Source organism: Tepidimonas taiwanensis, assembly GCF_020162115.1.
GTDB lineage: Bacteria > Pseudomonadota > Gammaproteobacteria > Burkholderiales > Burkholderiaceae_C > Tepidimonas > Tepidimonas taiwanensis.
This window is the reverse complement of sequence record NZ_CP083911.1, coordinates 242,802-268,587: the sequence shown is the minus strand read 5'-3', so window position 1 is coordinate 268,587 and position 25,786 is coordinate 242,802. Positions and strand designations below refer to the sequence as shown.

The window sequence follows — 25,786 nt, the reverse complement described above, 5'->3', positions numbered from 1 at the left end:
CTTTTGATCTCCCGAATCAACCCCTACACGAAGGAATCTGAACCATGGCAGCAAAAGACGTCGTTTTTGGCGCTGACGCGCGCGCCCGCATGGTCGAAGGCGTCAACATCCTGGCCAATGCCGTCAAGGTGACCCTGGGCCCGAAGGGCCGCAACGTGGTGCTGGAGCGCTCGTTCGGTGCCCCCACCGTGACCAAGGACGGTGTGTCCGTGGCCAAGGAAATCGAGCTCAAGGACAAGCTCCAGAACATGGGCGCCCAGATGGTCAAGGAAGTGGCGTCCAAGACCAGCGACAACGCCGGTGACGGTACCACCACCGCGACCGTGCTGGCGCAGGCGATCGTGCGCGAAGGCATGAAGTACGTCGCCGCCGGCATGAACCCGATGGACCTCAAGCGCGGTATCGACAAGGCGGTCGAAGCGCTGGTGGCCGAGCTGAAGAAGATCAGCAAGCCCACCACCACCAGCAAGGAAATCGCCCAGGTCGGCGCCATCTCCGCCAACAGCGACGAGTCGATCGGCCAGATCATCGCCGAAGCGATGGACAAGGTCGGCAAGGAAGGCGTGATCACCGTCGAGGACGGCAAGAGCCTGCAAAACGAGCTGGATGTCGTCGAGGGCATGCAGTTCGACCGCGGCTACCTGTCGCCGTACTTCATCAACAACCCGGACAAGCAGGTCTGCGTGCTGGAGAACCCGTACGTCCTGCTGCACGATAAGAAGATCAGCAACATCCGTGACCTGCTGCCGGCGCTGGAGCAAGTGGCCAAGGCGGGCCGTCCGCTGCTGATCATCGCCGAAGACGTCGAAGGCGAAGCGCTGGCCACCCTGGTGGTCAACACCATCCGCGGCATCCTGAAGGTGTGCGCGGTCAAGGCCCCGGGCTTTGGCGATCGCCGCAAGGCCATGCTGGAGGACATCGCGATCCTGACCGGCGGCAAGGTCATCGCCGAGGAAGTCGGCCTGACGCTGGAGAAGGTGACGCTGGCCGACCTCGGTCAAGCCAAGCGCGTCGAAGTGGCCAAGGAAAACACCACCATCATCGACGGTGCTGGCAAGGCCGAGGACATCGAAGCGCGCGTCAAGCAAATCCGCGTGCAGATCGAAGAGGCCACCAGCGACTATGACCGTGAGAAGCTGCAAGAGCGCGTGGCGAAGCTCGCCGGCGGTGTGGCGGTGATCAAGGTCGGCGCCGCGACCGAAGTCGAAATGAAGGAGAAGAAGGCCCGCGTCGAAGACGCGCTGCACGCCACCCGTGCGGCCGTCGAAGAAGGCATCGTTCCTGGCGGTGGCGTGGCGCTGCTGCGTGCGCGTCAGGCGGTCGGCACGCTCAAGGGTGCCAACGCCGACCAGGACGCGGGCATCCAGCTCGTCATGAAGGCCGTCGAAGCCCCGCTGCGTGAGATCGTGGCCAACGCCGGCGGCGAGCCCTCGGTCGTGATCAACAAGGTGCTCGAAGGCAAGGGCAACTTTGGCTTCAACGCCGCCAACGACACCTACGGCGACATGATCGAGATGGGCATCCTGGACCCGACCAAGGTGACCCGCACCGCGCTGCAAAACGCCGCGTCGGTGGCCGGCCTGATGCTGACGACCGAGTGCATGGTCGCCGAAGCGCCGAAGGCCGAAGCCAAGCCGGCCGCGGGTGGCGGCATGGGCGGCATGGACATGGACATGTGATCGGCCGCTGACGGCACGACCACACATCCGTGAAACCCGCCGGGAGCGATCCCGGCGGGTTTTGAAGAAACCCGCTGGGATGCCAAGGCCCAGCGGGTTTTGGCGAAACCCGCAAGAATGTTTCCTTGCGGGTTTTGATGAAACCCGCACAGCTATTGCTGTGCGGGTTTTTTCATGGTCGGTTGGTGGTGCCCAGGAGGCTGCCGTTGGACACGCCGTTCTCCATCAGCGCCCGGACCTCACGCTCATACGTCTGCAACTGCGCCACGGCGCGGGCGCGCTGCGCCGGCGTTGCACGGGCGTGCCAGTCGGCCAGCCACGCACAGCCCGCGAACCACGCCGCATCCTGATATGCGGCGAGCGTCGCATCGGGCGAGCGCCAGGTGCGCGCCCACAGGGCGCGCACGTCCGCCGCGGCCTGGGCCGTGGGCAGCCCCCGCAGGCGGCGCGCCGTCTCCAGCCAGTCCGCCTGCCGGCGCTGGCGCTCCGCCCACGCCAGTTCCGGCCGGACCTCCACGGCGCGCAGCCGCTCGCGCAGCCAGCGGCGCTGCTCGTCGTCGAGGCGGCCGTAAAACATCTCCAGCCGCTCCCGCGTGCGCCGCAGCCGTAACCCCCGGTCGATATCGCTCTGCCCCCAGTCGCGCCGCCACTCGGCGTCGGCATCGTCCAGCCGCGCGCGCCAGTGAGCCAGTTGCGCGTCGGTCAGCGTCGGCAGCCAGCGCGCGAGATCGTCCACCGTGCGGTCGGTCGCCTCCCGCAGCAGCGCCCGCACCGCGTCGGCCTCGCGGCAAACCGTCGCCGCGTCGGGGGTACCGGCCGCCAGGGCCTGCCAGCGCTGCAGCAGGGCGGCGACCGCGGGCAACTGCTCGCGCCGGTGCCACGCGTGCCAGCGCCGCACGGCCTCGTCCACGCCCACGCGTTGATCGCCCTGCAGATCCCACAGGCTGTCCAGCCGCCACATCAGCACCGTGGGCAACTGCTGGTAGGCCAGCCCGACCACGCTGCAGCCGGCCACGGCCAGCGCCAGTACGCCGGCGCCCAGCCAGCGGCCCACCGCCTGCCACCGATGCGGGGAGACCCCCGTCCACCACCCGTTTTCCGCGACGTGCATGACCGCTGGATCGCGGGGTGCCGCCTGGGTTCCCGACCAGCCGGCTCAGGCGCTCGCCTCGCGCAGCCGACTCAGCGCGATGAAACGCGCCAGGTGGTGGTCCTCGTCGCCGTATTCGTGATCGATCATCACGAGCCGCTTGGCGTAGTGCGCCAACGGCAGCTCCCACGTCATGCCGATGCCGCCGTGGAGCTGGATGCACTCCTCCGCCACGTGGGTGCCGGTGTGGCCGATCGTCGCTTTGGCCGCGGCGATCAGGCGGTCCCGTTCGAGCGCGTCGCCGCCGTCGAACGCGGCGGCCGCGTTGATGACGGCCGAGCGCGCCTGCGCCACGGCCATCCACAGGTCCACCACCCGGTGTTGCAGCGCCTGGAAGCTGCCGATGGGCCGGCCGAACTGGCGCCGCGTCTGCAGGTAGTCGCGCGTCTGCTGCAGTGCGACCTCCATCGCCCCGAGGGCTTCGGCGCACAGGCTCAGCGTCGCGCAGGCCAGCCCATGCGCCAGCACCTCCGACGCCCGCGCCGGCCCGACGACGAGGGCTTCCGCCGGCACCTGCGCGGTCGTGAACCGCAGGTCCGCTGCGCCGCCGCCGTCGATGCGCGGGTATGGCTGCACCGTGACCCCGAGCGCATCGCGCGGCACCCAAAACAGCCCGATCCCCGCCGCATCGCGCACGCCACCGGCCAGACGCGCGCTCACCAGCCAGCCGTCCGCCGCCGCGGCGTGCGCCACCACGGCCTTGTGCCCATCGAGTACCCAGCCGTGGGCATCGCGCTGCGCCGTCGTCGCCACATGCCAGGGCTCGTAGTGGGCGTCCGGCTCCTCGTGCGCGAATGCCACGACGGCGCCCGCCGCCACGCGCGCCAACCATGCGGCCACGCGATCCGGGTGATCGGCCCGGGCCAGGATCTGCCCCACCACCAGCGCCCCGCGCAGCGGCTCGATCAGCAGCGCCCGCCCGGCGCTCTCGAACACCGTCGTGATGTCGAACCCGCCGCCCCCGAGCCCCCCGGCGGCTTCCGGCAGCAGCGCGGCCACGGCCCCCAGCTCCACCAGGCCGGCCCACACTTCGGCATCGAAGCCCAGCGCGCTCGCCGCTGCCGCGTGCCGGCGTGTGATGGGGTAGCGCTGCGCGAGATAGCGGTCCAGCGACTCCGCCAGCATGCGCTGGTCGTCGGTCAGCCGAAAGTCCATGCCTCGCCCCCCTTCACAGCCCGAGCACCGCCTTGGCGATGATGTTTTTCTGGATTTCGTTGGAGCCGCCGAAGATCGACAGCTTGCGGTAGTTGAAGTACTGCGCCGCGGCGCTCGCCGCCCCCGGGGGCCCCACGGCGGCGTCCGCGCGTTCCAGCGTCAGCGCCTCCTCGATCCACGGCAGCGCATACGGCCCCATGGCCCGCCGCGTCAGGCTCAGAATTTCCTGCCGGATCTGCGTCCCGAGCACCTTCAGCAGCGAACTCTCCGCGCCCGGTGCGCCGCCGCCCGCCACCGACGCCAGCACGCGCAAATTGGTGGTCTTGAGGTTTTCCAGGGCGATCTCCACCCGCGCCAGCCGCGCGGCAAACAACGGGTCCTCGATCAGCGGCCGGCCGCCCTTGTGCACCCGGCGCGCGACGACCTTGAGCCGCTCCAGCCCCGCCACCGAAAACCCCACCCCCGCGATGTTGGTGCGCTCGTACGTCAACAGGTATTTGGCGATCGTCCAGCCCTGGTTCTCCTGTCCCACGAGCCGGTCCAGCGGCACCCGCACACTCGTCAGGAAGACCTCGTTGACCTCGTGCTCGCCGTCCAGCGTGATGATCGGCCGCACCTCGACACCCGGGCTGTCCAGGTCGATGAGCAGGAAGCTGATCCCCTCCTGCGGCTTGGCGTCGCGGTCCGTGCGCACCAGCGCGAACATCCGGTTCGCGTAGTGCCCGAGCGTCGTCCACGTCTTCTGGCCGTTGACGACGTAGTGGTCACCGTCACGCACCGCGGTGGTCGTGAGCGACGCCAGATCCGAACCCGCCCCGGGCTCGGAGTACCCCTGACACCACCAGTCGCGGCCGTCCAGGATGCGCGGCAGCCAGTGGCGCTTTTGCGCCTCCGTACCGTAGCGGATCAGCACCGGCCCCAACATGTGCACACCGAACGGCACGATGCGCGGCGCCCCGGCCAGCGCGCATTCGTACTCGAAGATGAAGCGCTGCACCGGCCCCCATCCGGGGCCGCCCCATTCCCGCGGCCAGTGGCTGGCGAGCCACCCCTGCTCATGCAGGATGGCGTGCCAGCGCGCCATGTCGTCGCGCGTCAGCCGCAGTCCCTGCTGCACCTTGGCCGCCAGTTCGGGTGGCAGCCGCTCGCGCAGGAAGGCGCGCACCTCGTCCCGAAACGCCAATTCCTCGGCGCTGAAACGCAAATCCATCGTCGGCTCTCCAACAGCGTTAGCATCGGGCCGGCCTACCCCACCAGCCACTGCGCCGGCCATCGCCACGGCGCCACCCCACGGGGTGCATTGTCACCGCCGACGCGGCCACCGGCCACCGCCGCATGTCCAATGCGCGACGGCCGGAGACGCCCCGCACCGCCGCTATAATGCGGGTCTATCGTTCCCCGATAGCTCAGTCGGTAGAGCGCCGGACTGTTAATCCGTAGGTCCCTGGTTCGAGCCCAGGTCGGGGAGCCAAAGAAATCAAGCACTTAGCCCGCCACCGCGCGGGCTTTTTGCTGTCCGGCCCTGTTATTGCTGCATTTTTGCTGCATAGCGCGGCCATCGCAGCGGGACCACACTGCCGAGGCCACGTCACGCCGCGGCCCGCGCCAACGTCCGCAGCAACGCCGTGTTGACCGACTGCAGCGAAAACCCCGCCTCCGCGCACGCGTCGGGGAGGGTGTCGAGCGCCGCCGGGTCCTCCAGCCGCCGCGCGATGTGCAGGTACGGCGCGTAGGGCCCCTGTCCGTTCACCAGCGCTTCGACCATGGCGTCGGACAGTGGCAGCGGCGCCAGGAGGCTCGCCATCGAACCCGGCCACCAGTCCGTCAACCCGGAGAACAACCCCGTCAGGTAGATCTCTGTGGCCAGCGATTGCTGCGGTCCGGCGTCCATCAGCCACTGCATGCACTGCGCCCGCAGCACCAAGGCGCTGCGCAGCGGCAGGAGGTCGGGGTCGGCGACGGCGGCGGGCATCAGCCGCAGCAACAGATCCCGAAAACGCCGCTCGCCCAGCGCCCGCATGGCCTCGCGGATCGTCGGCATGGGCCGGCGGGCGGCCACCGCATCGCTGTGGAGGAGTCGCAGCAGCCGGTACGTCAACGCCACGTCGCTGTGGATGAGCGTGACGACGCGTTCCAGCGGCGTGTCGTGCATCAGAGCCTGTTGGACACGCAGCAGCGTGGCCTTGTCCGGGCCGCGTTGCACTGGGCTGCGCTGGGCCCACACGTCTGCCGCGGGCCAGCCGACGACGCCCCAACCCCGGCGATGGTCCAGCCACTCCCGCGCCGACGCCAGGGTCGTGAGGCCGGCGCACAGCGCCTGCGGCCCCATGTCGTCGCCCTCGATGGGCGCGGCCGCCCGGGTCGCTGGCGTGCCCACGTCGAGCAGGTACCGCCATTCCGCGCTGGGCTGCGGCAGTCCGCGGCGCGTCACGCGACTCGGCACACGCTGCACGAGGCGGTGTCCGTGTCGCCGGGCCAGCGAGACGGGATGCGCCCAGTCGCTGCTGGGAAGCGCCGCCGCCGGCGGCAGCTCCAGCCACAGATAGTCCGGCGCCGTGGCGGCCAGTGCCTGCCGCAGGTGCCGCTCGTGCTGGAAGGCAACGATCAGGATCGGCGAGCCGGCGTACCACCAGTCTTCCAGCGCCAGCAGCAGGCGCGGCACGTCCGCCGCCTCTTCCAGCACACGCACCCGCAGCCGCACCGCAACGATGCGGCGCTGCGCCCCCCACACGGGCTCGTAGGTGCAGGCAATGTGGTCGAGTGCACGCAGTCCCATGCATACACTGTAGTGGATTGTGTCGTGTGCTCAACTGTGTCGATCAAACTTCGGTTACGCCGAAACCAACCGCCCCGGGCACGCCGCCCAACCGTCAAGGACGCGGCGTTACGTTGCGAATAGGACGGGTCCGGGAATACGGGGGCAAGGTCACACGGACGGCAATACGAGGCGCAGATCGCCATGTGCTGAGCGCGCAACCCCACTCCGAGCCACAGCCGTGCCGGGGTTTGCCACTCATCGAATCATCTGGCACTGTCTTGCGGTGCCGGCGCAAGCGCCGGCGGGTCAGCGCCGAACGGCGCGGTCAGGCCAGATACTGGAACAGCGACAGGCGCTGTACCTGCGCGTAGGACGACAGCGCGGCTTGGTAACCCAGCTGTTGGGTTTGGAAGCGCGAAATCGCCTCGACCATGTCGAGGTCGGTAAGGTCGGACTGTTGCTGCACGTGATAGTCCTTGCGTGCCTGGAAGGCTGCGTCCATCTGATCCGCACGGTTGAGCCAGTCACCCAACTGACCGCGAGCCGAGAGCAATCTGTCGAGGCGTTTTTCCAGGTGCAGGTTGACGACAGCCAGTTCCTGGTTCAGGTCATGGCCATTTTCGCTCTTGAGCGCCCCGATGGCGCGGTCGAAGGACTCCCACACGTCCACATCGACGGTGGGCGTGACGGTAAAGGCATCCCCGTTGGCAGGCGTGCCTTGGATGCGCACCCGCAATCCCTCGAAATCGAGTTGCGTCACGCCATCGACGGTGGTGACCGTGGCCGTGACGGGACCGAACGCCGCACCCGACTTGTCGGTTCCATTGACGGTCCACACACCGGCTGTGTAGGTCAGGGTGTAGCTGCCGACGTTGGGCGTGCTGTCATCCAGTGTGAACACTTGGGTGGTATTGAGCCCGGCGGCGTTCTGCACACGGGCGTCGAGCGCCACGGCCGTGCCGCTGTTGCCGGCGTTGACCGACACAATGGCTGAGGCCGTGGCCGCAAGCCGCCCCGAAAACACCGGGTAACCATCGATTTGGCTGGGCAACCCCGTTTCGGTCGCCGCCGCTTGCCCACGCAAGCCATTTTCTTGCACCACCCGACCATCGGGTCCATAAGTGGTAGCGGCCGCAGTAACCAGGTTTTCCTGGAACGACTGCGTGCCGCTGGCCAACCCCAAGCCCATGAACAGCGGCCGTCCGAGCGTGTCCTTGGTGTTGGCCAGTGCCAGAATGCGCTCTCGGATGCCCTCGAGCTCCTGCGCGATGGTGGCGCGGTCGCTGGGGTTGAGCGACCCGTTGCCCCCCTGCACGATCAGCTCTTTGGCACGGTGATAGAGGTCGCCGATGTCGGCCAGCGTGCTCTCCGCCAGCTGCAGGTTGCGGCGCGCTGCCTCCAGCGCGCGCTGGTCGGCCTGCACGCGGTGCTCGCGCGCGCGCTCGCGCTCGGCCAGTGCCGCCGCGGCCGGATCGTCGCTGACACGCCGCACGCGCTTGCCGGAGGAGAGCTTGTCCTGCTGCTCGGCCAGCTCGGCTTGCCGCTGCTGCAAGCGTTGAATGGTGGTGTCGTAGCTGTTGGCGGTGGCGACACGGTAGAGGGTCATGACGCACCTCTTGGGGGTCAACGGAAGGTGGCAAGCAGCGTGTCGAAGACCGACTGCACCGTTTGCAAATACTTGGCCGACGCTTGATAAGCCTGCTGGAACTGCAGCAACCGCGCGGCTTCCTCGTCGAGGTTGACGCCAGCGAGATTGGCGCGGCGCTGCTCGGCGTCCGTCGCTTGCGCCCGCGTAAACGTCGCTCGCGTTTGCGCTTCGTTGATGCGCGCCGCCAGTCCCGAAAACACCGCCAAGTAGCCATCGGACAGCGGCGTGGTGCCGTCGAACAACACGTCATCGCGCAGCGCCAGCATCGCGCTGGCGTTGCCGCCATTGACAACCAAGGCCGCGCCACTGGTGGGGGCCGCCTGCAACTGAAAGACGTCGCCATTTTGCGGCTGGCCCCGCAGGGTGAGCCGCACGGTCACCGAGTTGCCGCCCGACGTATACGTAAATTCCATGGGCTCGCCCGGCGTGTAGGTAACCGATGCCGGCGTAAAACCAGCCAGTGCAAATTGGTTGGGTGCGGTAAATGTCAGCGCCGCGGGCAACGCAGGCATTGCCCAGCTGCCGCTGTTGATGTGGGCGGAGACCGCCTCGATGGTGGCGTTGCCGTTGTTGGGCGTCCCCAGCGCCAGTTGCACGCGGTTGGCCGCGGCGAGCTCCGCGGGGCTGGCAAGCGGCATGTGCAGGCTGCTGGCGGCATCGGCCCCGGCACGAATGTAAAACCGGTCACCTGCCGCGGGGGTGCCGCTGATGCTCAGCGTCAGGCCATCCAGTTGGGCGGGCAATGTACCCAGCGTCGCCGCACTGGGTTGCCACGCGGTACCGTTCCAAAACCAACCATCGCTGCTGCGCCGGATCTGTACATTGGTGCCGCTGGTGTAGGTAATGTCGTAATCGGTGGCGCGCAACGCCGCTGGATCGGCCACCGTCAGGGTCATCGTTGCAGTGCTGGTGTTTTCGCTGCCGGGCTTGGCCTGCAAGCCGGCAGGCGCATACGTCAACAGATCGGTGCCGGGAGCCCCCAAAGCATTGAGCCCGCTGCGCTGCTGGCGGTTGAGGACCTCGGCGGTCGCCAAGGCCACACGCCCGAGCTCGGCTTGGGTTTGTACGACGTCGCGGTTGATGAAATCCAACAAACCCCGCAACTGCCCGCCACCGACGAATTCGCGCGGGATATCGTACCGCGTCGCCCCTTGAACGAATTGCAGCTGGATTTGCCGGTCGCTGTCGACAGTGGCGCGAGCCACCTCCAGCCGCGCTGCCTGATTGCCCAACACCAGCGGCAGGCTCCCCGCGACAAACACCGACAACGTGCCGTCATCCGCCGCCAATGTGGTGACCTGAATTTTTTCGTTGAGCTGCGCGATGAGGTGATCACGCTGATCGAGCAAATCGTTGGGCGGCACGCCACTGCCGGCAACGCGCGCGATCGATTCGTTGACCTGTGCAATTGCTAGGGCCAAACGGTTGACCTCGCCCGCGATTTCGCCGGCTTGCACGCGCGCCCCTTGGGTAATCTCATCGAGCCGCGCCATCGTGTCGCGCACACGCGTGGCCAGCGCGTCGAAGCGGCTGAGCACCACCTGCCGCGCGGTGGTGTCGTCAGGGGCGTTGGCGACATCGACCCAGGCGTTGAGCGCGTCGTTGAGCACCTGCCCCAGCCCGCCATCGCCCGTCGGGAACAGCGACTCGACGCTGCGCAGGTACTCGGCGCGGATCGCGTCCGCGGCGGCGGTGGAGCGGGTGCCGTTGGCCTCACGCGTAAGAAAAGCGTCATAACCGACGCGCGCCACGGTCTCGATTTGTACGCCTTTGCCGAAGTAGCCGCTGCCCAAGCGTTGTCCGGCGACGGCCTGCAGCTCGGCACGCTGGCGGGTGTAGCCTTCGGTGTTGACGTTGGCGATGTTGTGGCCAATGACCTGCAGCACCGCCTGGTTGGTGGTGAGGGCCCGGGTGGCGATGTTGAGCGCGCTCATCGTCGGCTACCCCGGCATCAGGCGAGCGCCCGCTGCAGCTGCAGCGTGGTGTTGATGACGCGGCTGAGCTTGGTCGCGTACTGCGGGTCGGTCGCATAGCCGGCCTGCTGCAGCTGCTGTGCGAAGGCCTGCGCCGAATGCAGGTTGCGCACCACCGCCTGGTAGCGCGGGCTGCCGGTGATCAGGCGCGCATAGTCGCGAAACGCGTCGGCATAGCTGTCGTAGGCACGAAAGCGCTGCACCACCTTGCGCGGCTGGCCGTCCACGTACTCGGTGGTGGTGACTTCCGCGACCTTTCCCGTCCAGCCCGGCCCCGCCTTGATGCCGAACAGGTTGTGTGAGTTGCGCCCGTCGGGCAGCCGGATCTCGCTGCGGCCCCAGCCGGTCTCGTGCGCCGCCTGCCCGATCATGAACGCGGCGGGAATGCCGCTCTCGCGCGCCACCTGCTGCGCCGCGACGCGGTGTTGCTGGATGAACGACACCTGCGCCGGGGTCGGTTTGGGCACGGGTGCCTCCACCGCCGACGACGGCGTCGACGGGGCCGCTGCCGCCGCCCGCCCGCCCGCGGCACCGTCGGCGTGTGCCATCTGGCGCTGCAACTGGCGCTCGATCATCTCGGCCAGCCCGCCGGGCAGCCCGGTCATCTTCACGGCCCACTGCTCGTCCAGCAGGTCCATCCCCAGTTCGCTCGCGTCGTTGTCCATCAGGCCGCTTTTCATCGTCGCGTCGCGCATGGACTTGAGCAGCTCGCGCATGAACAGCGCCTCGAACTGACGGGCGGTTTCTTTCAGCGCCGCCTTCGGGTCGCGCCCCGCGAGGCCGTTGAGCGCATCGAGCGTCTTGGCGTCGGCGGCGAGCCCACGCTGCGTGGCGGCGGTCACGGCGTTGGCGGCGTTCATCTCACAGCACCTCGATCTCGGCCTTGAGCGCGCCGGCCGCTTTCATCGCCTGCAGGATGGCCAGCAGGTCCTGCGGCGTCGCGCCCAGCTTGTTGAGCGCGCGCACCACGTCGGCCAGCTGCGCCGACGCCTCCACCTCCAGCAGCTTGCCGCCTTCCTGCTGCACCTGGATGTCGGCCTTTTCGGTGACCACCGTCTGCGCGCCCGGCGGCGCGAACGGCCCGGGCTGGCTGACCTGCGGCGTGGAAGAGATGGTGATCGACAGGTTGCCGTGCGCGATCGCGGCCGGCGCGAGCTTGACGGCCTGATTCAGCACGACGGAGCCGGTGCGGGCGTTGAGGATCACCTTGGCCGTCGGGGCCGAGAGCTCGAGCGGCAGATCCTCCAGGCTCGCCAGAAACGCCACGCGTTCGTTGGGGTCGAGCGGCGCGCGCACGCGCACCACGCGGCCGTCGAGCGCCTGCGCGGTGCCGTCGCCGATCGCGCGGTTGATCGCCTGCGCCACGCGGGTGGCGGTCTGAAAATCCTGCGCGTTGAGCGCGAGGTCCACCGTCTCGCCGATCAGCAGCGGCGTGGGCACCGCGCGCTCGACCAGCGCACCGTTGGGGATGCGTCCGGCGTTGAGGTGGTTGACGGCCACGCTGCTGCCGCCGGCCGACGCGCCGGCACCGGCGACGACCAGGTTGCCCTGCGCCAGCGCGTAGACCTGCCCGTCCGCCCCGCGCAGCGGCGTCTGGATCAGCGTGCCGCCGCGCAGCGACTTGGCGCTGCCGATCGACGACACGGTCACGTCGATGGTCTGCCCCGGCCGCGCAAAGGCCGGCAGTTCCGCCGTCACCAGCACGGCCGCGACGTTTTTCGGCTGCACCGTCACGCCGGGCGGCAGCGTCAGCCCCATCTGCTGGAGGTAGTTGGCCAGGCTCTGCGTGGTGTAGGCGTTGGAGGAGTCGCCCGTACCGTCCAGCCCCACGACCAACCCGTAGCCGCTGAGCTGGTTGGGGCGCACCCCCTGAACCGCCGCGACGTCCTTGATGCGCGTGGCGTGCGCGGGTGTCCAGACCGCGAGCAGCGACGCCGCGGCCGCCGTCAGCACAGCGTACAGCGCGGCGCGCCAGCGGCGACGATCGTGGGGGGTATGGGGCAATCGGTTCATGGCAGGACACCTCGTCGAACCGATTGTGGAAAAACTTTAGAACGGCAAAAGCGTCAAAAAGAACCGCGCCAACCAGCCAAATGTTTGCGCATCGGCCGGTGCCCCCCGGCCGCGCGAAAGCACGCGCACGTTGGCCACCTGCGTCGACAGCACCGTGTTGCCCGGGCGGATCGCGCGCGGATCGACCGTGCCGGAAAACTGCAGCACGTCCACCGCCTGGTTGACGCCGATTTGCTTTTCGCCGATGACGACCAGGTGCCCGTTGGGCAGCACGTCCGTGACGACGGCGGTGATCGACCCGCGGAAGGTGTTGCTCGCCTCGGTCTTGCCGTCGCCGCTCATGCTGTTGGCGCTCTTGGCCCCGGCGTTGAGGTCGGCCAGCGTCCCCGCGCCAAGGAACGGAAACGCCGACACCCCGGCCGACAGGGACGACTGGCGTGAGACATCGGTCTTCGCGCTTTGCGAGGCGCTCAGGTTCTCGGTGATCTGGATGGTGATCACGTCTCCCACCAGCCGCGCGCGGTGATCCTCGAACCCGGGGCGATACGACGCCGGCGAGTACAGCGAACCGGTAGGCACGGGGTTCGGGACCGCGCGCTGCTGCGGATAGACGAGCTCCTCCGGCGGTTTGGCGAGGTCGACATCCGGGATTTGCGATAGCGTGTTGCAACCGGCCAGCGTGGCCGCCGCCGCGGCGGCCACGATCGCGCGCATCAGGGGTTTCATCGCAGCGGCTCCTGGAAAAACGAGCGGTTGGCCCATCACGGCAGCGATCACAGCTGCGTCAGGCGCTGCAGCATCTGATCGGACGTGGTCACCGCCTTGGAGTTGAGTTCGTAGGCGCGCTGGGTCTGGATCATGTTGACCAGCTCCTGCACCACGTTGACATTGGAGCTCTCCAAAAAGCCTTGCAGGGTTTGCCCAAACCCCTCTGTACCGGGCACACCCTCGGCAGGCTCACCGGAGGCGGGCGACTCGCGAAAGAGGTTTTGCCCGAGCGGTTCCAAACCCGCGGGGTTGATGAACGTCGCCAGCGTGATCTGGCCGATCGGCTGCGGTGCAACCTGCCCCGGCAACGTCACCGTCACCGCCCCATCCTTGCCGATGGTGAGCGACTGCGCGTTGGCCGGCACTGTGATGCCATCGACCAGCAGGTATCCCTGGTTGGTGACGACCTGCCCCTCGGCGTTGAGCTTGAAGCTGCCGTCGCGCGTGTAGGCGGTCGACCCGTCGGGCAACTGGACCCGGAAAAACCCGTTGCCGTTGATCGCCACATCCAGCCGGTTGTCGGTCTGCTGCAGGTTGCCCTGCGTGTAGGTGCGCGCGGTGGCCACCGTGCGCACCCCGAGCCCGATCTGCAGTCCCGTCGGCAGCTCGGCGTTCTCGGCCGTGTTGCCGCCCACCTGGCGCAGGTTCTGGTAGATCAGGTCCTCGAACAGCGCGGTGCCGCGCTTGAAGCCCGCGGTCGAGACGTTGGCCAGGTTGTGCGAAATGACGTCGAGCTGCGTCTGCTGGGCCTGCATGCCGGTTTTGGCGATGTGCAGCGAGTTGATCATGGCGTTCTCTCCGGTATCAGGCGTTTAGGCTGAGCAGCTGCGCCGCCTGCTGGTCGTTGCGCTCGGCGTTTTGCAGCAGCTTCATCTGCATTTCATACAGGCGGGCCACCGCAATCATGTCCACCATTGCGCCGATGGGGTCGACGTTGGAGCCCTCGAGCATCCCGTCCACGAGCGTTGCGGCTTCGTCGGCCGGCAGCGGTTGGCCGTCGGGCGAACGGAACAACCCGTCGTCCCCGCGCACGAGCTTTTGCCCCTCGGGCGGCGTGACGAGCTTGAGGCGCCCGATCTCCTGCGGCGCTTCGTTGCCCACCTTGGCCGTCACCGTGCCGTCGCGCGCGATCGTGACCTGCGCCCCCTCGGGCACCGCGATCGGCGCGCCGCCCGCGCCGAGCATCGGCAGGCCGTTGAAGCCGACCAGGTTGCCCTGCGCGTTGACCTGCAGGGCGCCGGCGCGCGTGTAGGCCTCGGTGCCGTCCAACGCCTGGATCGCGAAGAAGGCGCTGCCCACCGCGGCCACGTCGAGCGCGCGGCCAGTGTTCTGCAACGGTCCCGGCTTGTCCAGATAACCGGGCGTGGCCTCCAGCGCGTGCACACGGGTCGTAGCGCCTTCGCCGCGCAGCGGCACGGCGCGAAACGTCGACAGCTCCGCCCGAAAACCGGTCGTGGTGACGTTGGCCAGGTTGTGCGCGATGACCTGGTGCCGGTGCATCGCGGCCGTGGCACCGGACGTGGCGGTGTAGATGACCCGGTCCATCGCGAGGGCTCCTCAAACGTGCGATCGCAGCATCAGCGCAGGTTGACCAGCGTCTGCTGTACCTGGTCTTGCGTTTTGATGGTCTGTGCGTTGGCTTGGTAGTGGCGCTGAGCCACGATCATGTTGACCAGCTCTTGCGTGAGATCGACGTTGGACTCCTCTAGCGCCCCTTGGCGCACCGCTCCGAAGCGTCCGCTCAATGGAGCCCCTTCTACAGCGTTGCCCGACGTGAAGGTCTCCCGCCAATAGCCGCCGTTGACGGGCTCCAGGCCCTGCACGTTACGAAAGCGTGCCAGCGCGACCTGTCCCGCGTCTTGCGACACCCCGTTGGAGTAGCGCGCCGTGATGACCCCCGACTCCGATACAACAATAGACGTCAACTCACCCGGAGCGTAGCCGTCTTGGCGTACATCGTAGACGGCGAACGGCGATCCGTACTGGGTCAGGGTCCACCCACCCGCCGCGCTGCCGATGTTGATCGGAATGGGAGCCGGGGGAAATGCGGCCGATGGCACCCCGGCGCTCACCGATCCCCCGGGTAGCGCGTTGGCAGGCAACTGAATAGTGGGCGTACCGGTGACCTCGCCCGCCGCGTCGAACGTCACCGTCCCCAACACCGCCTCGTACGGCGTCGTGCCCTCGACCCGCCCCACCACGGTCCACGTCGAATTCGGTGCCGTGTAGTTGGTGCGCACGAAATACAGCTGCAACGGAATCTGGTTGCCCTGCTCGTCATAAATGTTGACCACCGTCCCGTAGCGCCGCCTCGCATCATCCAGTGGTGTGGCCGGCGTGAGCACCTCGGCCGAGGCAGGCAAGTTGGCGGTCACGCGAATCCCCCCTTCGGGCCCGGTGAGCGTGCCCGTGCGGCGCGGCGGAATCGCAGCCCCGGTGGGAAGGAAAAGATCTTGCGTGCCCCCCACCGTGATCGGCGCGCCCGGGGCCGCCGGCAAATACCCTTGCAAGCGCGAGCCGTTGTTGGTGATGATGTAGCCGTCCTTGTCGAGCTTGAACTCGCCATTGCGGGTGTACATCACTTCGCCAGATGTGGAGCGAACCTTGAAAAAGCCATCGCCATTGATGGCCATGTCCAGGTTATTCCCCGTGATCTTGAGGTTGCCCTGGGTGAAGAGCTGCGCCACCGTGGCCACGGCCACCCCGATGCCGCCGTTGCTGCCGCCGGCAGCGCCGAGCGACGCGGCGTACATCTCGGCGAATTCGGCGCGGCCGGCCTTCATCCCGGTGGTGTTGGCGTTGGCGATGTTGTGGCCGATCACGTCGAGGTTCTTGCTCGCGGCGTTGAGGCCTGAGAGTCCGGTTCCAAAGCTCATGGTGTGCTCCTGCAGGTGTGTACGGGTTGCGGGCGCGATCCGACGCGATCGGCGAACGAGTGGTCGTCAGAGGTAGGCGAGGATCCGATCCTGGGAGAGCGTGCCGCGCTCGGTGCGCAGCCGTACGGTGCCATCGACCACGCCGACGGACTGCACGCGCTGCAGCGCCAGCGGCGTTGCCTCCACCGCTTGCCCCCCTGCGCCAGTGGCACTGACACGGATGGTGGCAACGCGCGCGGGGTCGACATCGCCCAACGACCACTGCAGGGTCTGTAGCCCAGCGCTGCGCGCCCCGGCGTTGACGGTACCCACCATCGCGCCATTGGCATCCAGAAATTCCACAGTCACGCTTTGGGCGTCCGCGGCCAAGTTAAACGCCGCCCTCGCCTGCCCGTCGGCCACCAGCACGGCGTTGCCCTCGGTCGCGACGGTGCGGCCGACGAGCTGCACGCCCTGCATCGCACCCACCCAGCCGAACTGCGCCGACAGGTTCTTGAGCGTCTCGTTGACCTGTTGCAGCCCCACCACCTGGTTGATCTGCGCCATCTGCGTGGTCATCTGCGCGTTGTCCAGCGGGTTGAGCGGGTCCTGGTTGTTGAGCTGCGCGACGAAGAGCTTGAGAAACCGCTCCTGCGCGGCCTTGGGGTCGGTCGCGTCGGCCTGTGCGCCGCCGCGGGCGTTGTAGGCGTCGATCTCGCTGTTGCTGATCGCGGTCATGAACATGGCGTACTCCTTTCCGCGGGATCACTGCCCCATCTGCAGGGTTTTGAGCAGCAGCGTCTTGGCGGTGTTCATCACCTCGACGTTGTTCTGGTACGAGCGGGCCGCGGCAATCATGTGCACCATCTCCTCCACCGGATTGACGTTGGCGTACGTCACGTAGCCCTGGGCGTCGGCGTTGGGGTGGTGCGGGTTGTAGACGCGGCGGTTCGGCGCATCGCTCTCGACGATGGTCTTGACCTTGACGCCGGCGGAGGCGGGCTCGCCCATCGGCACGGTCTGGAACACGACCTGCCGCGCCTTGTAGGCCTGCCCGTCCGGCCCCGCGACGGCGTCGGCGTTGGCCAGGTTGCTGGCGACGGTGTTGAGACGCTGCGCCTGCGCGCTGATCGCACTGCCCGAAACGTCGAAAATCCGGAACATCGACATGGCGACCCTCCTCACTGCCCCTGGATGGCGCTGAGCATCGTCTTCACGTGCCCGTTGATGAAGCGCAGCGTCGTTTCGTACTGCACCGCGTTGTCGACGAAGTTGGCACGCTGCTGGTCCAGGTCCACGGTGTTCTGGTCCAGCGACGGCTGCGTGCGCGCGGTGTAGGCTAACCGTGCGCGGTCGGCGACACCGTCGCGGCTGTGCACAGTGCGCAGGTGGCGCGGATCGCTGCCCGCGAGTCCGTCGGCGGCGCTGACCGTCGACGGGTTGGTGGGCGTCACGCCACCCTGACCACCCTGCGCGCGCGCCAGCGCCGCGCGGAAGTCGAAATCCCGCGCCACGTAACCCGGCGTGTCGGCGTTGGCGATGTTGCTGGCCAGCACCTGCTGCCGGTAGGCGCGCAGCTGCAGCGCCTGCCCCAGCAGGTCCATGCGCTCGGTCCAACGGTTGAACATGGCGGCCTCTCGACGGCTTCGGTGGATGACCCACCGCTCGGGCGGGGGGTGTTGACGGGATTGTCAAAAACTTGAGTCCGCGGCAGGCCCGGAAAAGCGGGGCCGCAGCGGCGCAATTGGCGGCTTTGGCGCGGCGCCACCGGCGTACAGTGCCAACGTGATCATGGACACGCCGCGCCTGCCCCCCATCGGCCCGCTGCGCCCGCGCCACCGCGCGGGGGGGGCGTCGGTTCGTTCAGCGTGGTTGCGGTCGCTGTGGTTGCGGTCGGTTGGGCGGCGCGGGTCCCTGCTATTCGCGCTGATGGTGGCGATGCTGCCGGTGGCCGGCGCCCCCGCAGCGGCCGCATCCGCCACACCCTCCCCGTGGGGCGCGCTGGTCGGCCCGTGGCTGGACGCGACCGTGAACGCGCAGCTGCGCGCGGGCGAAGCGCCGCTGCCGCTGCGGGCCGAGGTGGAGGTCGGCACGCTCGACCCCCGCCTGCGTCTGGCGCCGTGCCAGCGCGTCGAACCCTATCTGCCACCGCAGACGCGGCTGTGGGGCCGCAGCCGTATCGGGCTGCGCTGCACCGCGGGGCCGGTCGCGTGGAACGTATTTCTGCCGGTCACGGTGCGGGTCTGGGGGCCGGGGTGGGTGCTGCGTCGGCCGGTGGCGCCGGGCGAGGCGCTCGGGCCAGAGCACGCGGAGGCCGCGGAGGTCGAATGGACCGCCCAACGCGACACCGTCCTCGTGCGGCCGGAGGACTGGCAGGGACGCGAGGCCGCCCGGGGCCTGGCCGCCGGGCAGGTGCTGCGCACCGGGGTGGTAAGGGCCCCGCAGGTGTTCGAAACCGGCGCGACGGTCCGCCTGCGCGTCGAGGGGCGGGGTTTTGTGCTCACCGCGGTCGGCGAGGCGCTGGGGCACGGGCGCCTGGGCGAACCGGTGCGGGTGCGCCTGCCCAGCAAACGCGTGCTCACCGGCACCGTGATCGACGCCGAGACGGTCGCGCTGCCGCTGTGACGCACAGCCCGATCACACGGCGCATCAAAAAACACGGGGCGTCAAAAAAGGGGTAAAGTCCCGGTTCATCCAGCCGATAACGCTCTCAAGCGACTCGTTATCCGGGTCTGGAGCGTGCCATGAAAGTCAACAACTCGCCTGAAGCCAAGTTCGGACTGTCGACTCCGGTGACCAAGCGCACCGCGGAGGGGGCGAGCACGTCAGCCGCCGGCAGCAGCGCCACCGCGGCCGAGGCCGCGGGCACGCGGGTCCAGCTCTCCCCGGTGACACAGGCGATGACCAACGGGATCGCGCGCTCGGGCACCGACAGCTTCGACGCAGCGAAGGTCGAAGCGATCCGCACCGCGATCCAGAGTGGCCGCTTCTCGGTCAACGCCGAAGCGATTGCCGACAAGCTGCTCGCCAACGCACGCGAACTCCTGGGTGTGGCCTCCGGGGCGCGTCGTTCCTCTTGAACCAGACGCGATGGCGCACGGCGTAGCCCCTGCACCGAACACGGATGGGTTGGACAAACTGCGCCACCTGCGCGATCGACTCGACGAAGCGCTGAACCTCACCACGCGACACGCCGCGGGAGAGATCGACGCCGACGGGTGGCTGGCCGGCATCGCCGAGTTGGCGCACGCGTTCACGGCGGTTCGCGCCCAACTGCCGGCAGTCGGGCAAGCCCCGGCCCGGACCGCGGAGGTCAATCGCCTGCTGGATGAGATCGGCCAGCGGCTGCGGCTGCTGGCCGAACTGCAGGGGCGGCTGTCGGCCAGCGCGCGGCTGGCGCTCGGGCAAATGCTGCCCCAAGACGACCTCAACGCCTACGCGAGCCTGGGCCGCCAGCGCCTGCCCGGTCGGCGCGGCGGATACGGCTAGGCCGACGACCGACAGCGGCGCGGGCCCGTTCGTCAGTGCTCGCGCAGCCGTGCCCGCAGGCGCGCGACCGCCTGCGAGTGGATCTGGCTGACCCGCGATTCGGTTACACCGAGCACGGCGGCGATCTCCTTGAGGTTCATGTCGTGCTCGTAGTACATGCTCATCACGTACTGCTCGCGCTCGGGCAGGCGCTGGATCGCGTCGACGAGCGCCTCGCGCATGCGCCGGTCGGCCAGGATCGACTCGGGGTTTTGCTCCGCATCGTCCGGCAGGAAGCGTTCCAGAAACCCCTCCTCGCCGTCGTCGCTGCGCCCCCCCAGGTCTTCCAAATACACGAGCTGCGTGCCGCGCATGCGGCTGAGCGTCTCGTGGTATTCGTCCAGCGTCATCCCCAGCTCCTGCGCGATTTCCGACTCCCGCGGCGGGCGCTGCAGGCGCTGTTCCAGCCGGTGGATGGCGGATTCGATGTCTTTTTGCAGCTTGCGCGAGCCGCGCGACATCCAGTCCGCGTCGCGCAGCTCGTCGAGCATCGCGCCCTTGATGCGCTGGCTGGCGAAGGTTTCGAACTGCACGCCCATCGACGGCTCGTAACGCGCCAGCGCCTCCGTCAACCCGATCATGCCGACCTGGATGAGGTCGTCGAGCTCGACGCTGGCCGGCAGGCGCGCGATCATCAGGTGCGCCAGCCGGTGCACCAGCGGCGCGTACTGGCGCAGTTGCGCGTCTCGGTCGAGCATGCCCTTGGGCGTGTACATCGAAAACTCCGGCGGTCGGATCGGCCGCGCGGGCGTCAGCGCTGGCGTGGTCAGCATGGACGCAGCCGCCCCCCCATCGCGCCAGGTGCTTCCAGCGTCCAGGCCGCTTCGAGCACCCGCAGCAGCGTCCCCTCCCCGGCGGGATCGGCCGATCGTTGTGCATGATACCCCAGCGTCCACACCGGCGGAACGGCGCGCAGGTGCTGGTGGCAGGTGCGCCGCAGCGCCGCCAGGGCGGCCTGCAGCGCCCCGTGGGGCGCCATCGTCTCGTCGCCCTCGTCGGGCAGCGCCACGACCACCGGGTGCAGGCCGCCGCCCGACAGCGCCTTGATTGCGCGGTACGCGTCCACCAAAGCGGCCGGGTCCGCCGTCAGCGCCACCAGCGGCCGCCCCGGAACGTTGCGCCAGTCGCGCCACAGCGCGCTCACCGGCGCGTGCCACAACCCGACACCGCCGGGCTCCAGACCGTCGCCCCAGCATTCGGGCGGCCCCTCGATCACCGCGCATGGCAGCTCAAGTGCGCGGCACCCCTCGCGCAGCCGCCACAGCAGCTCCAGCGACGCCGCGCCGCGCTCGGCCGCCGCCACGGCCAGCACGCGTGTGGGCGGCTGCAGCTTCCACGCCAGCAGCCCCGCCGCCTGATCGCGAACCGCCTCAAGCATGGGCAACCCCCTGCGGCTTCCAGCTGGACGATGTGGGGTCGGTAAAGAAAAACGGCAGCTCCGCGCTGGTGGGATCATACGCCGACTTGCCCTGACTGCCCATCGACAACCGCACGAGCGCGGTGGCATCGGGGCGCTGCCAGTCTTCCGGCACTCGCTGCCCGGTGGTCAGGCCTCGCAGCACCGTCTGGTGCCGGATCAGCGCATCCACCGCAGGGCCGAGCTTGGCCGCCTCGTCCACCTTCGACAGGATGACGCCGTGCAACGACGTCTCGCGGTAGGCCCCGAACACGTCGTCGAGGGTGTCGCCGTGGCTGCCCGCGTTGACCACGAGCAGCTTCTTGATCGACGGCGCTGCAAGCAGCGACATCATCTCCCGGATGCGCGGGTCGCGCTGGCCGAGCCCCGCGGTGTCGATGATGACCATGCGCTTGTTGGCCAGCAGCTCCAACAGGTCCTGCAGTGCGGCGCGGTCGTGCGCCAGATGCGCGACCACGCCGAGCATGCGGCCGTAGGTCCGCAACTGCTCGTAGCCGGCGACGCGGTAGGTGTCCAGGGTGATGAGCCCGACGCTGTTGGCACCGTAGGCCTTGACGCACTGCGCGGCAAGCTTGGCGGCGGTCGTGGTCTTGCCGACCCCGGTGGAGCCGATCAGCGCGAATACACCCCCCTCATCGCAAAGCTGCCCCGGCTCGCGCGCGACGCGCAGGTTGCGCGCCAGCACTTCCAGGGTCCAGCGCCACGCGCCGGAGGCGTCCAAGTGCGCAGGCAGCCGTTCCAGCACGGCCCGCGCCACGGTCGGCGAGTAGCCCGCGCGGATGAACTTGTGCATCAGCTGCGACTGGATGGGGTTGAGCTTGGTCTGACCGAGCCAGGCCAGCGTCTGGAAGCGCTCCTCCATCATCGCCTTGAGCGCGTCGAGCTGCGCCGTCAGGGCGGCCGCCGCCGGGGCGGGCGCCGGTGTGGCAGGACGCGGGGCCGCAGCGCCTTTGGCGCGTGCCGCCGGGACAGTGCCGCCCGCGCTCGCCCCGTGGCCGAACGGCAGGATCATGCCGTCCGCGGCGGGCGGCTGCGGCCGGGCGGGCGGCACCGCGCGCGCGGCGGGCACGGGCGTCGTCGCGGCGGTGTCGGCCGCGAGCTTGCCCTGCATCGCCTCGCGGCGCTTGCGCAGCATACGCTCGCGCACATACTCCTGGAACGACAGCGTGCTCATCGCCAGCGTCTCGGTGTCCTGGGCAACCGTGCTGTCCGGCGACAACGGGGGCAGCTGCGCCGCGGCACGCTGCTGCAGGTTCAGCGCCCGCCCGCCGCGTGCGGCCGGCGTCTCGGGCAGCTGGGCGTGGCTTTGCAGCGCCGCCGGCGACGCCGCCTGGGCGGCGATGCGCGCGAGCTGGTCCTCCGACGTGGCCACGACCTCGAAGCCCTGCTCGGTGGAGCGGCTCGACAGGATCACGGCCTGCTCGCCAAAGGCGGCACGCGCCAGCGCCATGGCCTCGCGCGAGTTGGGGGCGACGAATCGTTGCGCGTTCATGCGGGCTCTCCAATGATCGGGCCGATGCGGATGGTGTGGGTTTCAGGGATCTCGCTGTGTGCCAGCACCTGCAGGCGCGGGGCCGCACGGCGCAGCAGCCGCGCGACGGCCTGGCGGATCGCATCGGGCACCAGCAGCACGGCGGGTACGCCGTTTTCCTCCTGACGGGTGGCCACGCGCGCGGCGGACTGCGTCAGCATGTCGGCCAGCCCCGGATCCAGTGCGCCGCCGCCCTGACCCGACAGCGCCTGGGTCAGGATGCGCTCCAGCCCCGGCTCGATCGCGATGACTTCGAGCTCCGGCACCGGACCGTAGATCTGCTGCACGATCGCGGGTGCGAGCGCCTGGCGCACGCGCCGCGCCAGCTCCAGCGGATCCTGTGTCTGGCCCGCGTGCTCGGCCAGCGTCTCGATGATGGTGCGGATGTCGCGGATGTGCACCGACTCCTCCAGCAGCAGCTGCAGGACTTTCTGGAACACACCGATGGGCACCATGGCCGGGATCACTTCTTCGATCAGCTTCGGGGCGAGCTTGCGCACGTGCTCGACCAGCTCCTGCACCTCGGTGCGGCTGAGCAGCCGGGCCGCGTGGACCTGCATCAAGTGTGACAAATGCGTGGCCAGTACAGTCTCGGCATCAACGACCGTGTAACCCGCCATTTGCGCGCTTTCGCGCTGGCGCTCGTCGATCCAGGTCGCCGGCAGGCCGAACGCCGGGTCGGACGTCGCCTGCCCGATCAGCGGCGTCTGGATGTGCCCGGGGTTGATCGCCAGTAGCTGCCCGGGGAACACCTCGCCCTCGCCGACCACGACGCCGCGCAGCGTGATGCGGTACGCGGTGGGCTTGAGCTCCAGGTTGTCACGCACGTGCACCGGCGGCGGCAAGAAGCCCACCTCCTGCGCGAACTTTTTGCGCACGCCCTTGATGCGGGTGAGCAGGTCGCCACGGCGCGTGCGGTCCACCAGCGTGATCAGCCGGTAGCCCAGTTCCAGCCCGAGCAGGTCGACCGGCTGAAGGTCATCCCAGGTGGCCTCGGTTTCCGCGGGCGTCTGCGTCGCCTGCTGCGCGGCCAGTTCCTGCGGCGAGGGCTTGCGCCGCTCGCGCGCCAGCCAGTACGCCACCGACCCGATCACCAACGCAAAGGTCAGAAACACCAGGTTGGGCATGCCCGGAACGCTGCCCAGCAGCGCCAGCACCACCGCCGTAATCCCGAGCACCTTGGGCGAGTCGAACATCTGGCTGACGATCTGCTGGCCCAGATCGGCCTCTTTGCCCACGCGCGAGACCACCATCGCCGCCGCCACCGAAATCAGCAGCCCCGGCACCTGCGCCACCAGCGCGTCACCGACCGACAGCGTGATGTAGCTGTGCGCGGCCTGCTCCAGCGTCAGGCCGTGCTGCAGCATGCCGATGGCAAAGCCGCCGATGATGTTGATGAGCAGAATCAGGATCCCGGCGATCGCGTCGCCGCGCACGAACTTGGACGCACCGTCCATGTTGCCGAAAAAGTCCGCCTCTTCGGCCACTTCGGCGCGGCGGCGCTTGGCTTCGGCCTGGTCGATCAGGCCGGCGTTGAGGTCCGCGTCGATCGCCATCTGCTTGCCGGGCATCGCGTCCAGCGTGAAGCGCGCGCCCACCTCGGCGATGCGCTCGGCGCCCTTGGTGATGACGATGAAGTTGATCACCACCAGGATCAGAAACACGATCAGGCCGACCGCAAAATTGCCGCCGATCAGGAAGGTGCCGAAGGCCTCGATCACGGCCCCGGCTGCGCCGGGGCCCGTGTGCCCCTCCATCAGCACGACACGGGTGGAAGCAACGTTGAGCGACAGCCGCAGCAGCGTCGTGATCAGCAGCACCGTCGGGAACACCGCAAAGTCCAGCGCGCGCCGCATGTAGGCCGCCACCATCATCACGGTGAGGGCGATCGCGATGTTGAGCGTGAAAAAGGTGTCCAGCAGCCACGGCGGCAGCGGCAGCACCAGCATGGCCAGCACCAGCATGACCAGCGCGGGCGCCGCCAGCGCCTGACCGTGCCCGCGCAGCGGGCCCAGGTGTTGTTGCAGCGATTGCAAGACGGCGTTCATGGGGCGAAAGGGGACTCAGCGTCAGCGGTTCAGGTGGGCGCGCGGCCGTGCAGCGGGTCGAGCTCGACCGGGACGTCCGGACGGGGCGGCCGCGGCATCGGCCCCTGGCCGCGCAGCGCCGCGCGCAGGCGGTACACCCACGCCAGCACCTGCGCCACGGCGGTAAAGAGCGCCGCGGGAATCGGCTCGTCCAGCTCCGTGTGCGCGTACAGCGCGCGCGCGAGCATCGGTGCTTCCAGCACCGGGACCTTGGCCTCGCGCGCCACGTCGCGGATGCGCAGCGCCAGCAGGTCCGCGCCCTTGGCGATGACGTGCGGCGCGGCCATCGTGTGCTCGTCATAGCGCAGCGCCACCGCGTAGTGGGTCGGGTTCATCACCACCACGTCCGCCTCGGGCACGCGGCGGATGCTCTGGCCGTACGCAATCTCGCGCGCCCGCTGGCGACGCGCGCTCTTGATCTGCGGGTTGCCCTCGGTTTCCTTGTGCTCGTCCTTGACCTCCTGCAGCGACATGCGCAGGCGGTGGCGGTAGAGGTACTGCTGCAGCGGCACGTCCACCGCCGCCACCAGCAGCACCACCGCCAGCAGCCACGCAACGCCCGCGGCGAACCACTCGCCCGTCTGCACGAGCGCGGACTCCAGCGGGCGCAGCAGCAGCGAGGCAAAGGCGTCGATGTGTGATTGCACGTACCACGCACCGAGCACCGCGATCAGTGCGGTGATGGCCAGCAGCTTGAGCACCTCGAACGCCTGCTGACGGGAGAACAGCCGTTTGAAACCGCTGATCAACCCGATTTTGGAGAGGTCCGGCATCAGCGGCTTGGTGCTGAGCGCATACGAGCCCGCCGCCAACAGCGCCAGTACGACGATCACCAGCACCGCCAGCCCCAGCGGCAGGTACAGCCCCAGCCCCAGCCACAGGCCATCGCCCAGGTGCTGCAGCATCTGCGCCGGTTCCCGCGCGCGCTCGGCGTCGAAGCGCAGGCCCGCGCGCACCGCGGCGCGCAGCCGCTCGTACACCCACGGCAGCGTCGCCCACAGCAGCACCGCCCCTCCGCCGAGCACGGCCAGGTGCGTCAGGTCGCGTGAGCGGGGGATCTGCCCTTCCTCGCGCGCTTTTTGCAGGCGGCGCGGTGTGGCGGGCTGGTTTTTGTCCTGGGTGGATTCCATGGCGGTCGGGCGACGGCGTTCGACCGCATTGTCAGCGGGGCCTTGGCGGTTCTAAAGTGACAAAAGGCGGGCAAACACCCGCCTCTTTGCCTTC

At 68.9% G+C, this 25,786-nt stretch carries 24 protein-coding genes and 1 tRNA gene; 5 read left to right on the top strand and 20 right to left on the bottom strand.

Features of this window, described 5'->3' with window-relative positions; genetic code table 11:
• Positions 1-44 precede the first annotated feature (44 nt).
• On the top strand, positions 45-1,679 hold the full coding sequence (groL, locus tag LCC91_RS01260; RefSeq protein ID WP_043702754.1) for a chaperonin GroEL: 1,635 nt from the start codon (positions 45-47) through the stop codon (positions 1,677-1,679).
• A gap of 172 nt (positions 1,680-1,851) precedes the next feature.
• Here the strand turns inward: groL and LCC91_RS01255 are convergent, their stop codons facing one another.
• Genes LCC91_RS01255 through LCC91_RS01245 form a run of 3 tightly spaced genes read right to left on the bottom strand, consistent with a single transcriptional unit; the run spans position 1,852 to position 5,194 of the window.
• Entirely contained in the window at positions 1,852-2,790 is a 939-nt protein-coding gene (locus tag LCC91_RS01255) for a DUF6279 family lipoprotein (RefSeq protein ID WP_043702751.1), read from the bottom strand.
• 45 nt (positions 2,791-2,835) lie between these two features.
• The gene (locus tag LCC91_RS01250; RefSeq protein WP_043702746.1) at positions 2,836-3,984 is read right to left on the bottom strand and encodes an acyl-CoA dehydrogenase family protein; all 1,149 of its coding nucleotides are present in this window, start codon (positions 3,982-3,984) and stop codon (positions 2,836-2,838) included.
• Positions 3,985-3,997: 13 nt separating this feature from the next.
• Positions 3,998-5,194 carry an acyl-CoA dehydrogenase family protein gene (locus LCC91_RS01245; protein WP_043702742.1) on the bottom strand — a complete coding sequence of 399 codons (1,197 nt, stop codon included), beginning with the start codon at positions 5,192-5,194 and terminating at the stop codon, positions 3,998-4,000.
• Between the two features lie 185 nt (positions 5,195-5,379).
• On the opposite strand from LCC91_RS01245, the gene LCC91_RS01240 reads away from it, so the two are divergent.
• Positions 5,380-5,455 (top strand) — tRNA-Asn (locus LCC91_RS01240).
• Positions 5,456-5,572: 117 nt separating this feature from the next.
• Here LCC91_RS01240 and LCC91_RS01235 read toward each other — a convergent pair.
• The 12 genes from LCC91_RS01235 to flgB all read right to left on the bottom strand — a co-directional run bounded on the left by LCC91_RS01235 (position 5,573) and on the right by flgB (position 17,627).
• Complete coding sequence (locus tag LCC91_RS01235) at positions 5,573-6,760, bottom strand: HDOD domain-containing protein (protein WP_043699669.1); 1,188 nt, start codon at positions 6,758-6,760, stop codon at positions 5,573-5,575.
• A 307-nt stretch (positions 6,761-7,067) separates the two neighbouring features.
• Positions 7,068-8,348: a flagellar hook-associated protein FlgL gene (gene flgL / locus LCC91_RS01230; protein WP_043699672.1), complete on the bottom strand. Its 1,281-nt coding sequence runs from the start codon at positions 8,346-8,348 to the stop codon at positions 7,068-7,070.
• A 17-nt stretch (positions 8,349-8,365) separates the two neighbouring features.
• Positions 8,366-10,324: a flagellar hook-associated protein FlgK gene (flgK, locus tag LCC91_RS01225; protein WP_043699674.1), complete on the bottom strand. Its 1,959-nt coding sequence runs from the start codon at positions 10,322-10,324 to the stop codon at positions 8,366-8,368.
• Positions 10,325-10,341: 17 nt separating this feature from the next.
• Positions 10,342-11,223 (bottom strand): flagellar assembly peptidoglycan hydrolase FlgJ, encoded by an 882-nt coding sequence (gene flgJ, locus LCC91_RS01220; RefSeq protein WP_043699677.1) that lies wholly within the window; start codon positions 11,221-11,223, stop codon positions 10,342-10,344.
• Between the two features lies 1 nt (position 11,224).
• Complete coding sequence (locus LCC91_RS01215; protein WP_052231456.1) at positions 11,225-12,376, bottom strand: flagellar basal body P-ring protein FlgI; 1,152 nt, start codon at positions 12,374-12,376, stop codon at positions 11,225-11,227.
• Between the two features lie 36 nt (positions 12,377-12,412).
• Entirely contained in the window at positions 12,413-13,102 is a 690-nt protein-coding gene (locus tag LCC91_RS01210) for a flagellar basal body L-ring protein FlgH (RefSeq protein ID WP_043699679.1), read from the bottom strand.
• Between the two features lie 47 nt (positions 13,103-13,149).
• Complete coding sequence (flgG, locus tag LCC91_RS01205) at positions 13,150-13,932, bottom strand: flagellar basal-body rod protein FlgG (protein ID WP_043699681.1); 783 nt, start codon at positions 13,930-13,932, stop codon at positions 13,150-13,152.
• A gap of 16 nt (positions 13,933-13,948) precedes the next feature.
• Positions 13,949-14,689 (bottom strand): flagellar basal-body rod protein FlgF, encoded by a 741-nt coding sequence (gene flgF, locus LCC91_RS01200; protein ID WP_143897400.1) that lies wholly within the window; start codon positions 14,687-14,689, stop codon positions 13,949-13,951.
• A 32-nt stretch (positions 14,690-14,721) separates the two neighbouring features.
• Positions 14,722-16,020, bottom strand: coding sequence for a flagellar hook protein FlgE (gene flgE / locus LCC91_RS01195; protein WP_043699685.1), 1,299 nt, complete (start codon positions 16,018-16,020; stop codon positions 14,722-14,724).
• A gap of 66 nt (positions 16,021-16,086) precedes the next feature.
• A complete protein-coding gene (locus LCC91_RS01190; RefSeq protein ID WP_043699687.1) occupies positions 16,087-16,743 on the bottom strand; it encodes a flagellar hook assembly protein FlgD in 657 nt (218 codons plus the stop codon).
• Positions 16,744-16,764: 21 nt separating this feature from the next.
• On the bottom strand, positions 16,765-17,169 hold the full coding sequence (gene flgC, locus LCC91_RS01185; RefSeq protein WP_043699688.1) for a flagellar basal body rod protein FlgC: 405 nt from the start codon (positions 17,167-17,169) through the stop codon (positions 16,765-16,767).
• Positions 17,170-17,180: 11 nt separating this feature from the next.
• The gene (flgB, locus tag LCC91_RS01180) at positions 17,181-17,627 is read right to left on the bottom strand and encodes a flagellar basal body rod protein FlgB (protein ID WP_043699696.1); all 447 of its coding nucleotides are present in this window, start codon (positions 17,625-17,627) and stop codon (positions 17,181-17,183) included.
• A gap of 163 nt (positions 17,628-17,790) precedes the next feature.
• Between flgB and flgA the strand changes: the two genes are divergently transcribed.
• The 3 genes from flgA (at position 17,791) to LCC91_RS01165 (ending at position 19,488) form a co-directional block, all read left to right on the top strand.
• A complete protein-coding gene (gene flgA / locus LCC91_RS01175; protein WP_052231457.1) occupies positions 17,791-18,624 on the top strand; it encodes a flagellar basal body P-ring formation chaperone FlgA in 834 nt (277 codons plus the stop codon).
• A 119-nt stretch (positions 18,625-18,743) separates the two neighbouring features.
• The gene (gene flgM, locus LCC91_RS01170) at positions 18,744-19,079 is read left to right on the top strand and encodes a flagellar biosynthesis anti-sigma factor FlgM (protein ID WP_043699699.1); all 336 of its coding nucleotides are present in this window, start codon (positions 18,744-18,746) and stop codon (positions 19,077-19,079) included.
• A gap of 49 nt (positions 19,080-19,128) precedes the next feature.
• Positions 19,129-19,488 carry a hypothetical protein gene (locus tag LCC91_RS01165; protein WP_043699702.1) on the top strand — a complete coding sequence of 120 codons (360 nt, stop codon included), beginning with the start codon at positions 19,129-19,131 and terminating at the stop codon, positions 19,486-19,488.
• A 32-nt stretch (positions 19,489-19,520) separates the two neighbouring features.
• Here the strand turns inward: LCC91_RS01165 and LCC91_RS01160 are convergent, their stop codons facing one another.
• From LCC91_RS01160 to LCC91_RS01140, 5 genes are read right to left on the bottom strand one after another with little or no spacing between them, the layout of a single operon-like run.
• Positions 19,521-20,243 (bottom strand): RNA polymerase sigma factor FliA, encoded by a 723-nt coding sequence (locus tag LCC91_RS01160; protein ID WP_043699798.1) that lies wholly within the window; start codon positions 20,241-20,243, stop codon positions 19,521-19,523.
• A 50-nt stretch (positions 20,244-20,293) separates the two neighbouring features.
• Positions 20,294-20,905 (bottom strand): hypothetical protein, encoded by a 612-nt coding sequence (locus LCC91_RS01155; protein ID WP_043699704.1) that lies wholly within the window; start codon positions 20,903-20,905, stop codon positions 20,294-20,296.
• Positions 20,898-22,436 carry a flagellar biosynthesis protein FlhF gene (flhF, locus tag LCC91_RS01150; RefSeq protein WP_043699707.1) on the bottom strand — a complete coding sequence of 513 codons (1,539 nt, stop codon included), beginning with the start codon at positions 22,434-22,436 and terminating at the stop codon, positions 20,898-20,900. Before flhF ends, LCC91_RS01155 begins: the two co-directional genes overlap by 8 nt.
• Positions 22,433-24,523, bottom strand: coding sequence for a flagellar biosynthesis protein FlhA (gene flhA, locus LCC91_RS01145; RefSeq protein WP_043699710.1), 2,091 nt, complete (start codon positions 24,521-24,523; stop codon positions 22,433-22,435). Before flhA ends, flhF begins: the two co-directional genes overlap by 4 nt.
• A 29-nt stretch (positions 24,524-24,552) precedes the next feature.
• Positions 24,553-25,692 (bottom strand): EscU/YscU/HrcU family type III secretion system export apparatus switch protein, encoded by a 1,140-nt coding sequence (locus tag LCC91_RS01140; protein ID WP_043699712.1) that lies wholly within the window; start codon positions 25,690-25,692, stop codon positions 24,553-24,555.
• Between the last annotated feature and the right edge of the window lie 94 nt (positions 25,693-25,786).

Bases quoted from the DNA above. Each gene is read 5' to 3' on its own strand.
- groL (WP_043702754.1), top strand. From the start codon at position 45: ATGGCAGCAAAAGACGTCGTTTTTGGCGCTGACGCGCGCGCCCGCATG.
- LCC91_RS01255 (WP_043702751.1), bottom strand. From the start codon at position 2,790: ATGCACGTCGCGGAAAACGGGTGGTGGACGGGGGTCTCCCCGCATCGG.
- LCC91_RS01250 (WP_043702746.1), bottom strand. From the start codon at position 3,984: ATGGACTTTCGGCTGACCGACGACCAGCGCATGCTGGCGGAGTCGCTG.
- LCC91_RS01245 (WP_043702742.1), bottom strand. From the start codon at position 5,194: ATGGATTTGCGTTTCAGCGCCGAGGAATTGGCGTTTCGGGACGAGGTG.
- LCC91_RS01235 (WP_043699669.1), bottom strand. From the start codon at position 6,760: ATGGGACTGCGTGCACTCGACCACATTGCCTGCACCTACGAGCCCGTG.
- flgL (WP_043699672.1), bottom strand. From the start codon at position 8,348: ATGACCCTCTACCGTGTCGCCACCGCCAACAGCTACGACACCACCATT.
- flgK (WP_043699674.1), bottom strand. From the start codon at position 10,324: ATGAGCGCGCTCAACATCGCCACCCGGGCCCTCACCACCAACCAGGCG.
- flgJ (WP_043699677.1), bottom strand. From the start codon at position 11,223: ATGAACGCCGCCAACGCCGTGACCGCCGCCACGCAGCGTGGGCTCGCC.
- LCC91_RS01215 (WP_052231456.1), bottom strand. From the start codon at position 12,376: ATGAACCGATTGCCCCATACCCCCCACGATCGTCGCCGCTGGCGCGCC.
- LCC91_RS01210 (WP_043699679.1), bottom strand. From the start codon at position 13,102: ATGAAACCCCTGATGCGCGCGATCGTGGCCGCCGCGGCGGCGGCCACG.
- flgG (WP_043699681.1), bottom strand. From the start codon at position 13,932: ATGATCAACTCGCTGCACATCGCCAAAACCGGCATGCAGGCCCAGCAG.
- flgF (WP_143897400.1), bottom strand. From the start codon at position 14,689: ATGGACCGGGTCATCTACACCGCCACGTCCGGTGCCACGGCCGCGATG.
- flgE (WP_043699685.1), bottom strand. From the start codon at position 16,020: ATGAGCTTTGGAACCGGACTCTCAGGCCTCAACGCCGCGAGCAAGAAC.
- LCC91_RS01190 (WP_043699687.1), bottom strand. From the start codon at position 16,743: ATGTTCATGACCGCGATCAGCAACAGCGAGATCGACGCCTACAACGCC.
- flgC (WP_043699688.1), bottom strand. From the start codon at position 17,169: ATGTCGATGTTCCGGATTTTCGACGTTTCGGGCAGTGCGATCAGCGCG.
- flgB (WP_043699696.1), bottom strand. From the start codon at position 17,627: ATGTTCAACCGTTGGACCGAGCGCATGGACCTGCTGGGGCAGGCGCTG.
- flgA (WP_052231457.1), top strand. From the start codon at position 17,791: ATGGACACGCCGCGCCTGCCCCCCATCGGCCCGCTGCGCCCGCGCCAC.
- flgM (WP_043699699.1), top strand. From the start codon at position 18,744: ATGAAAGTCAACAACTCGCCTGAAGCCAAGTTCGGACTGTCGACTCCG.
- LCC91_RS01160 (WP_043699798.1), bottom strand. From the start codon at position 20,243: ATGTACACGCCCAAGGGCATGCTCGACCGAGACGCGCAACTGCGCCAG.
- LCC91_RS01155 (WP_043699704.1), bottom strand. From the start codon at position 20,905: ATGCTTGAGGCGGTTCGCGATCAGGCGGCGGGGCTGCTGGCGTGGAAG.
- flhF (WP_043699707.1), bottom strand. From the start codon at position 22,436: ATGAACGCGCAACGATTCGTCGCCCCCAACTCGCGCGAGGCCATGGCG.
- flhA (WP_043699710.1), bottom strand. From the start codon at position 24,523: ATGAACGCCGTCTTGCAATCGCTGCAACAACACCTGGGCCCGCTGCGC.
- LCC91_RS01140 (WP_043699712.1), bottom strand. From the start codon at position 25,692: ATGGAATCCACCCAGGACAAAAACCAGCCCGCCACACCGCGCCGCCTG.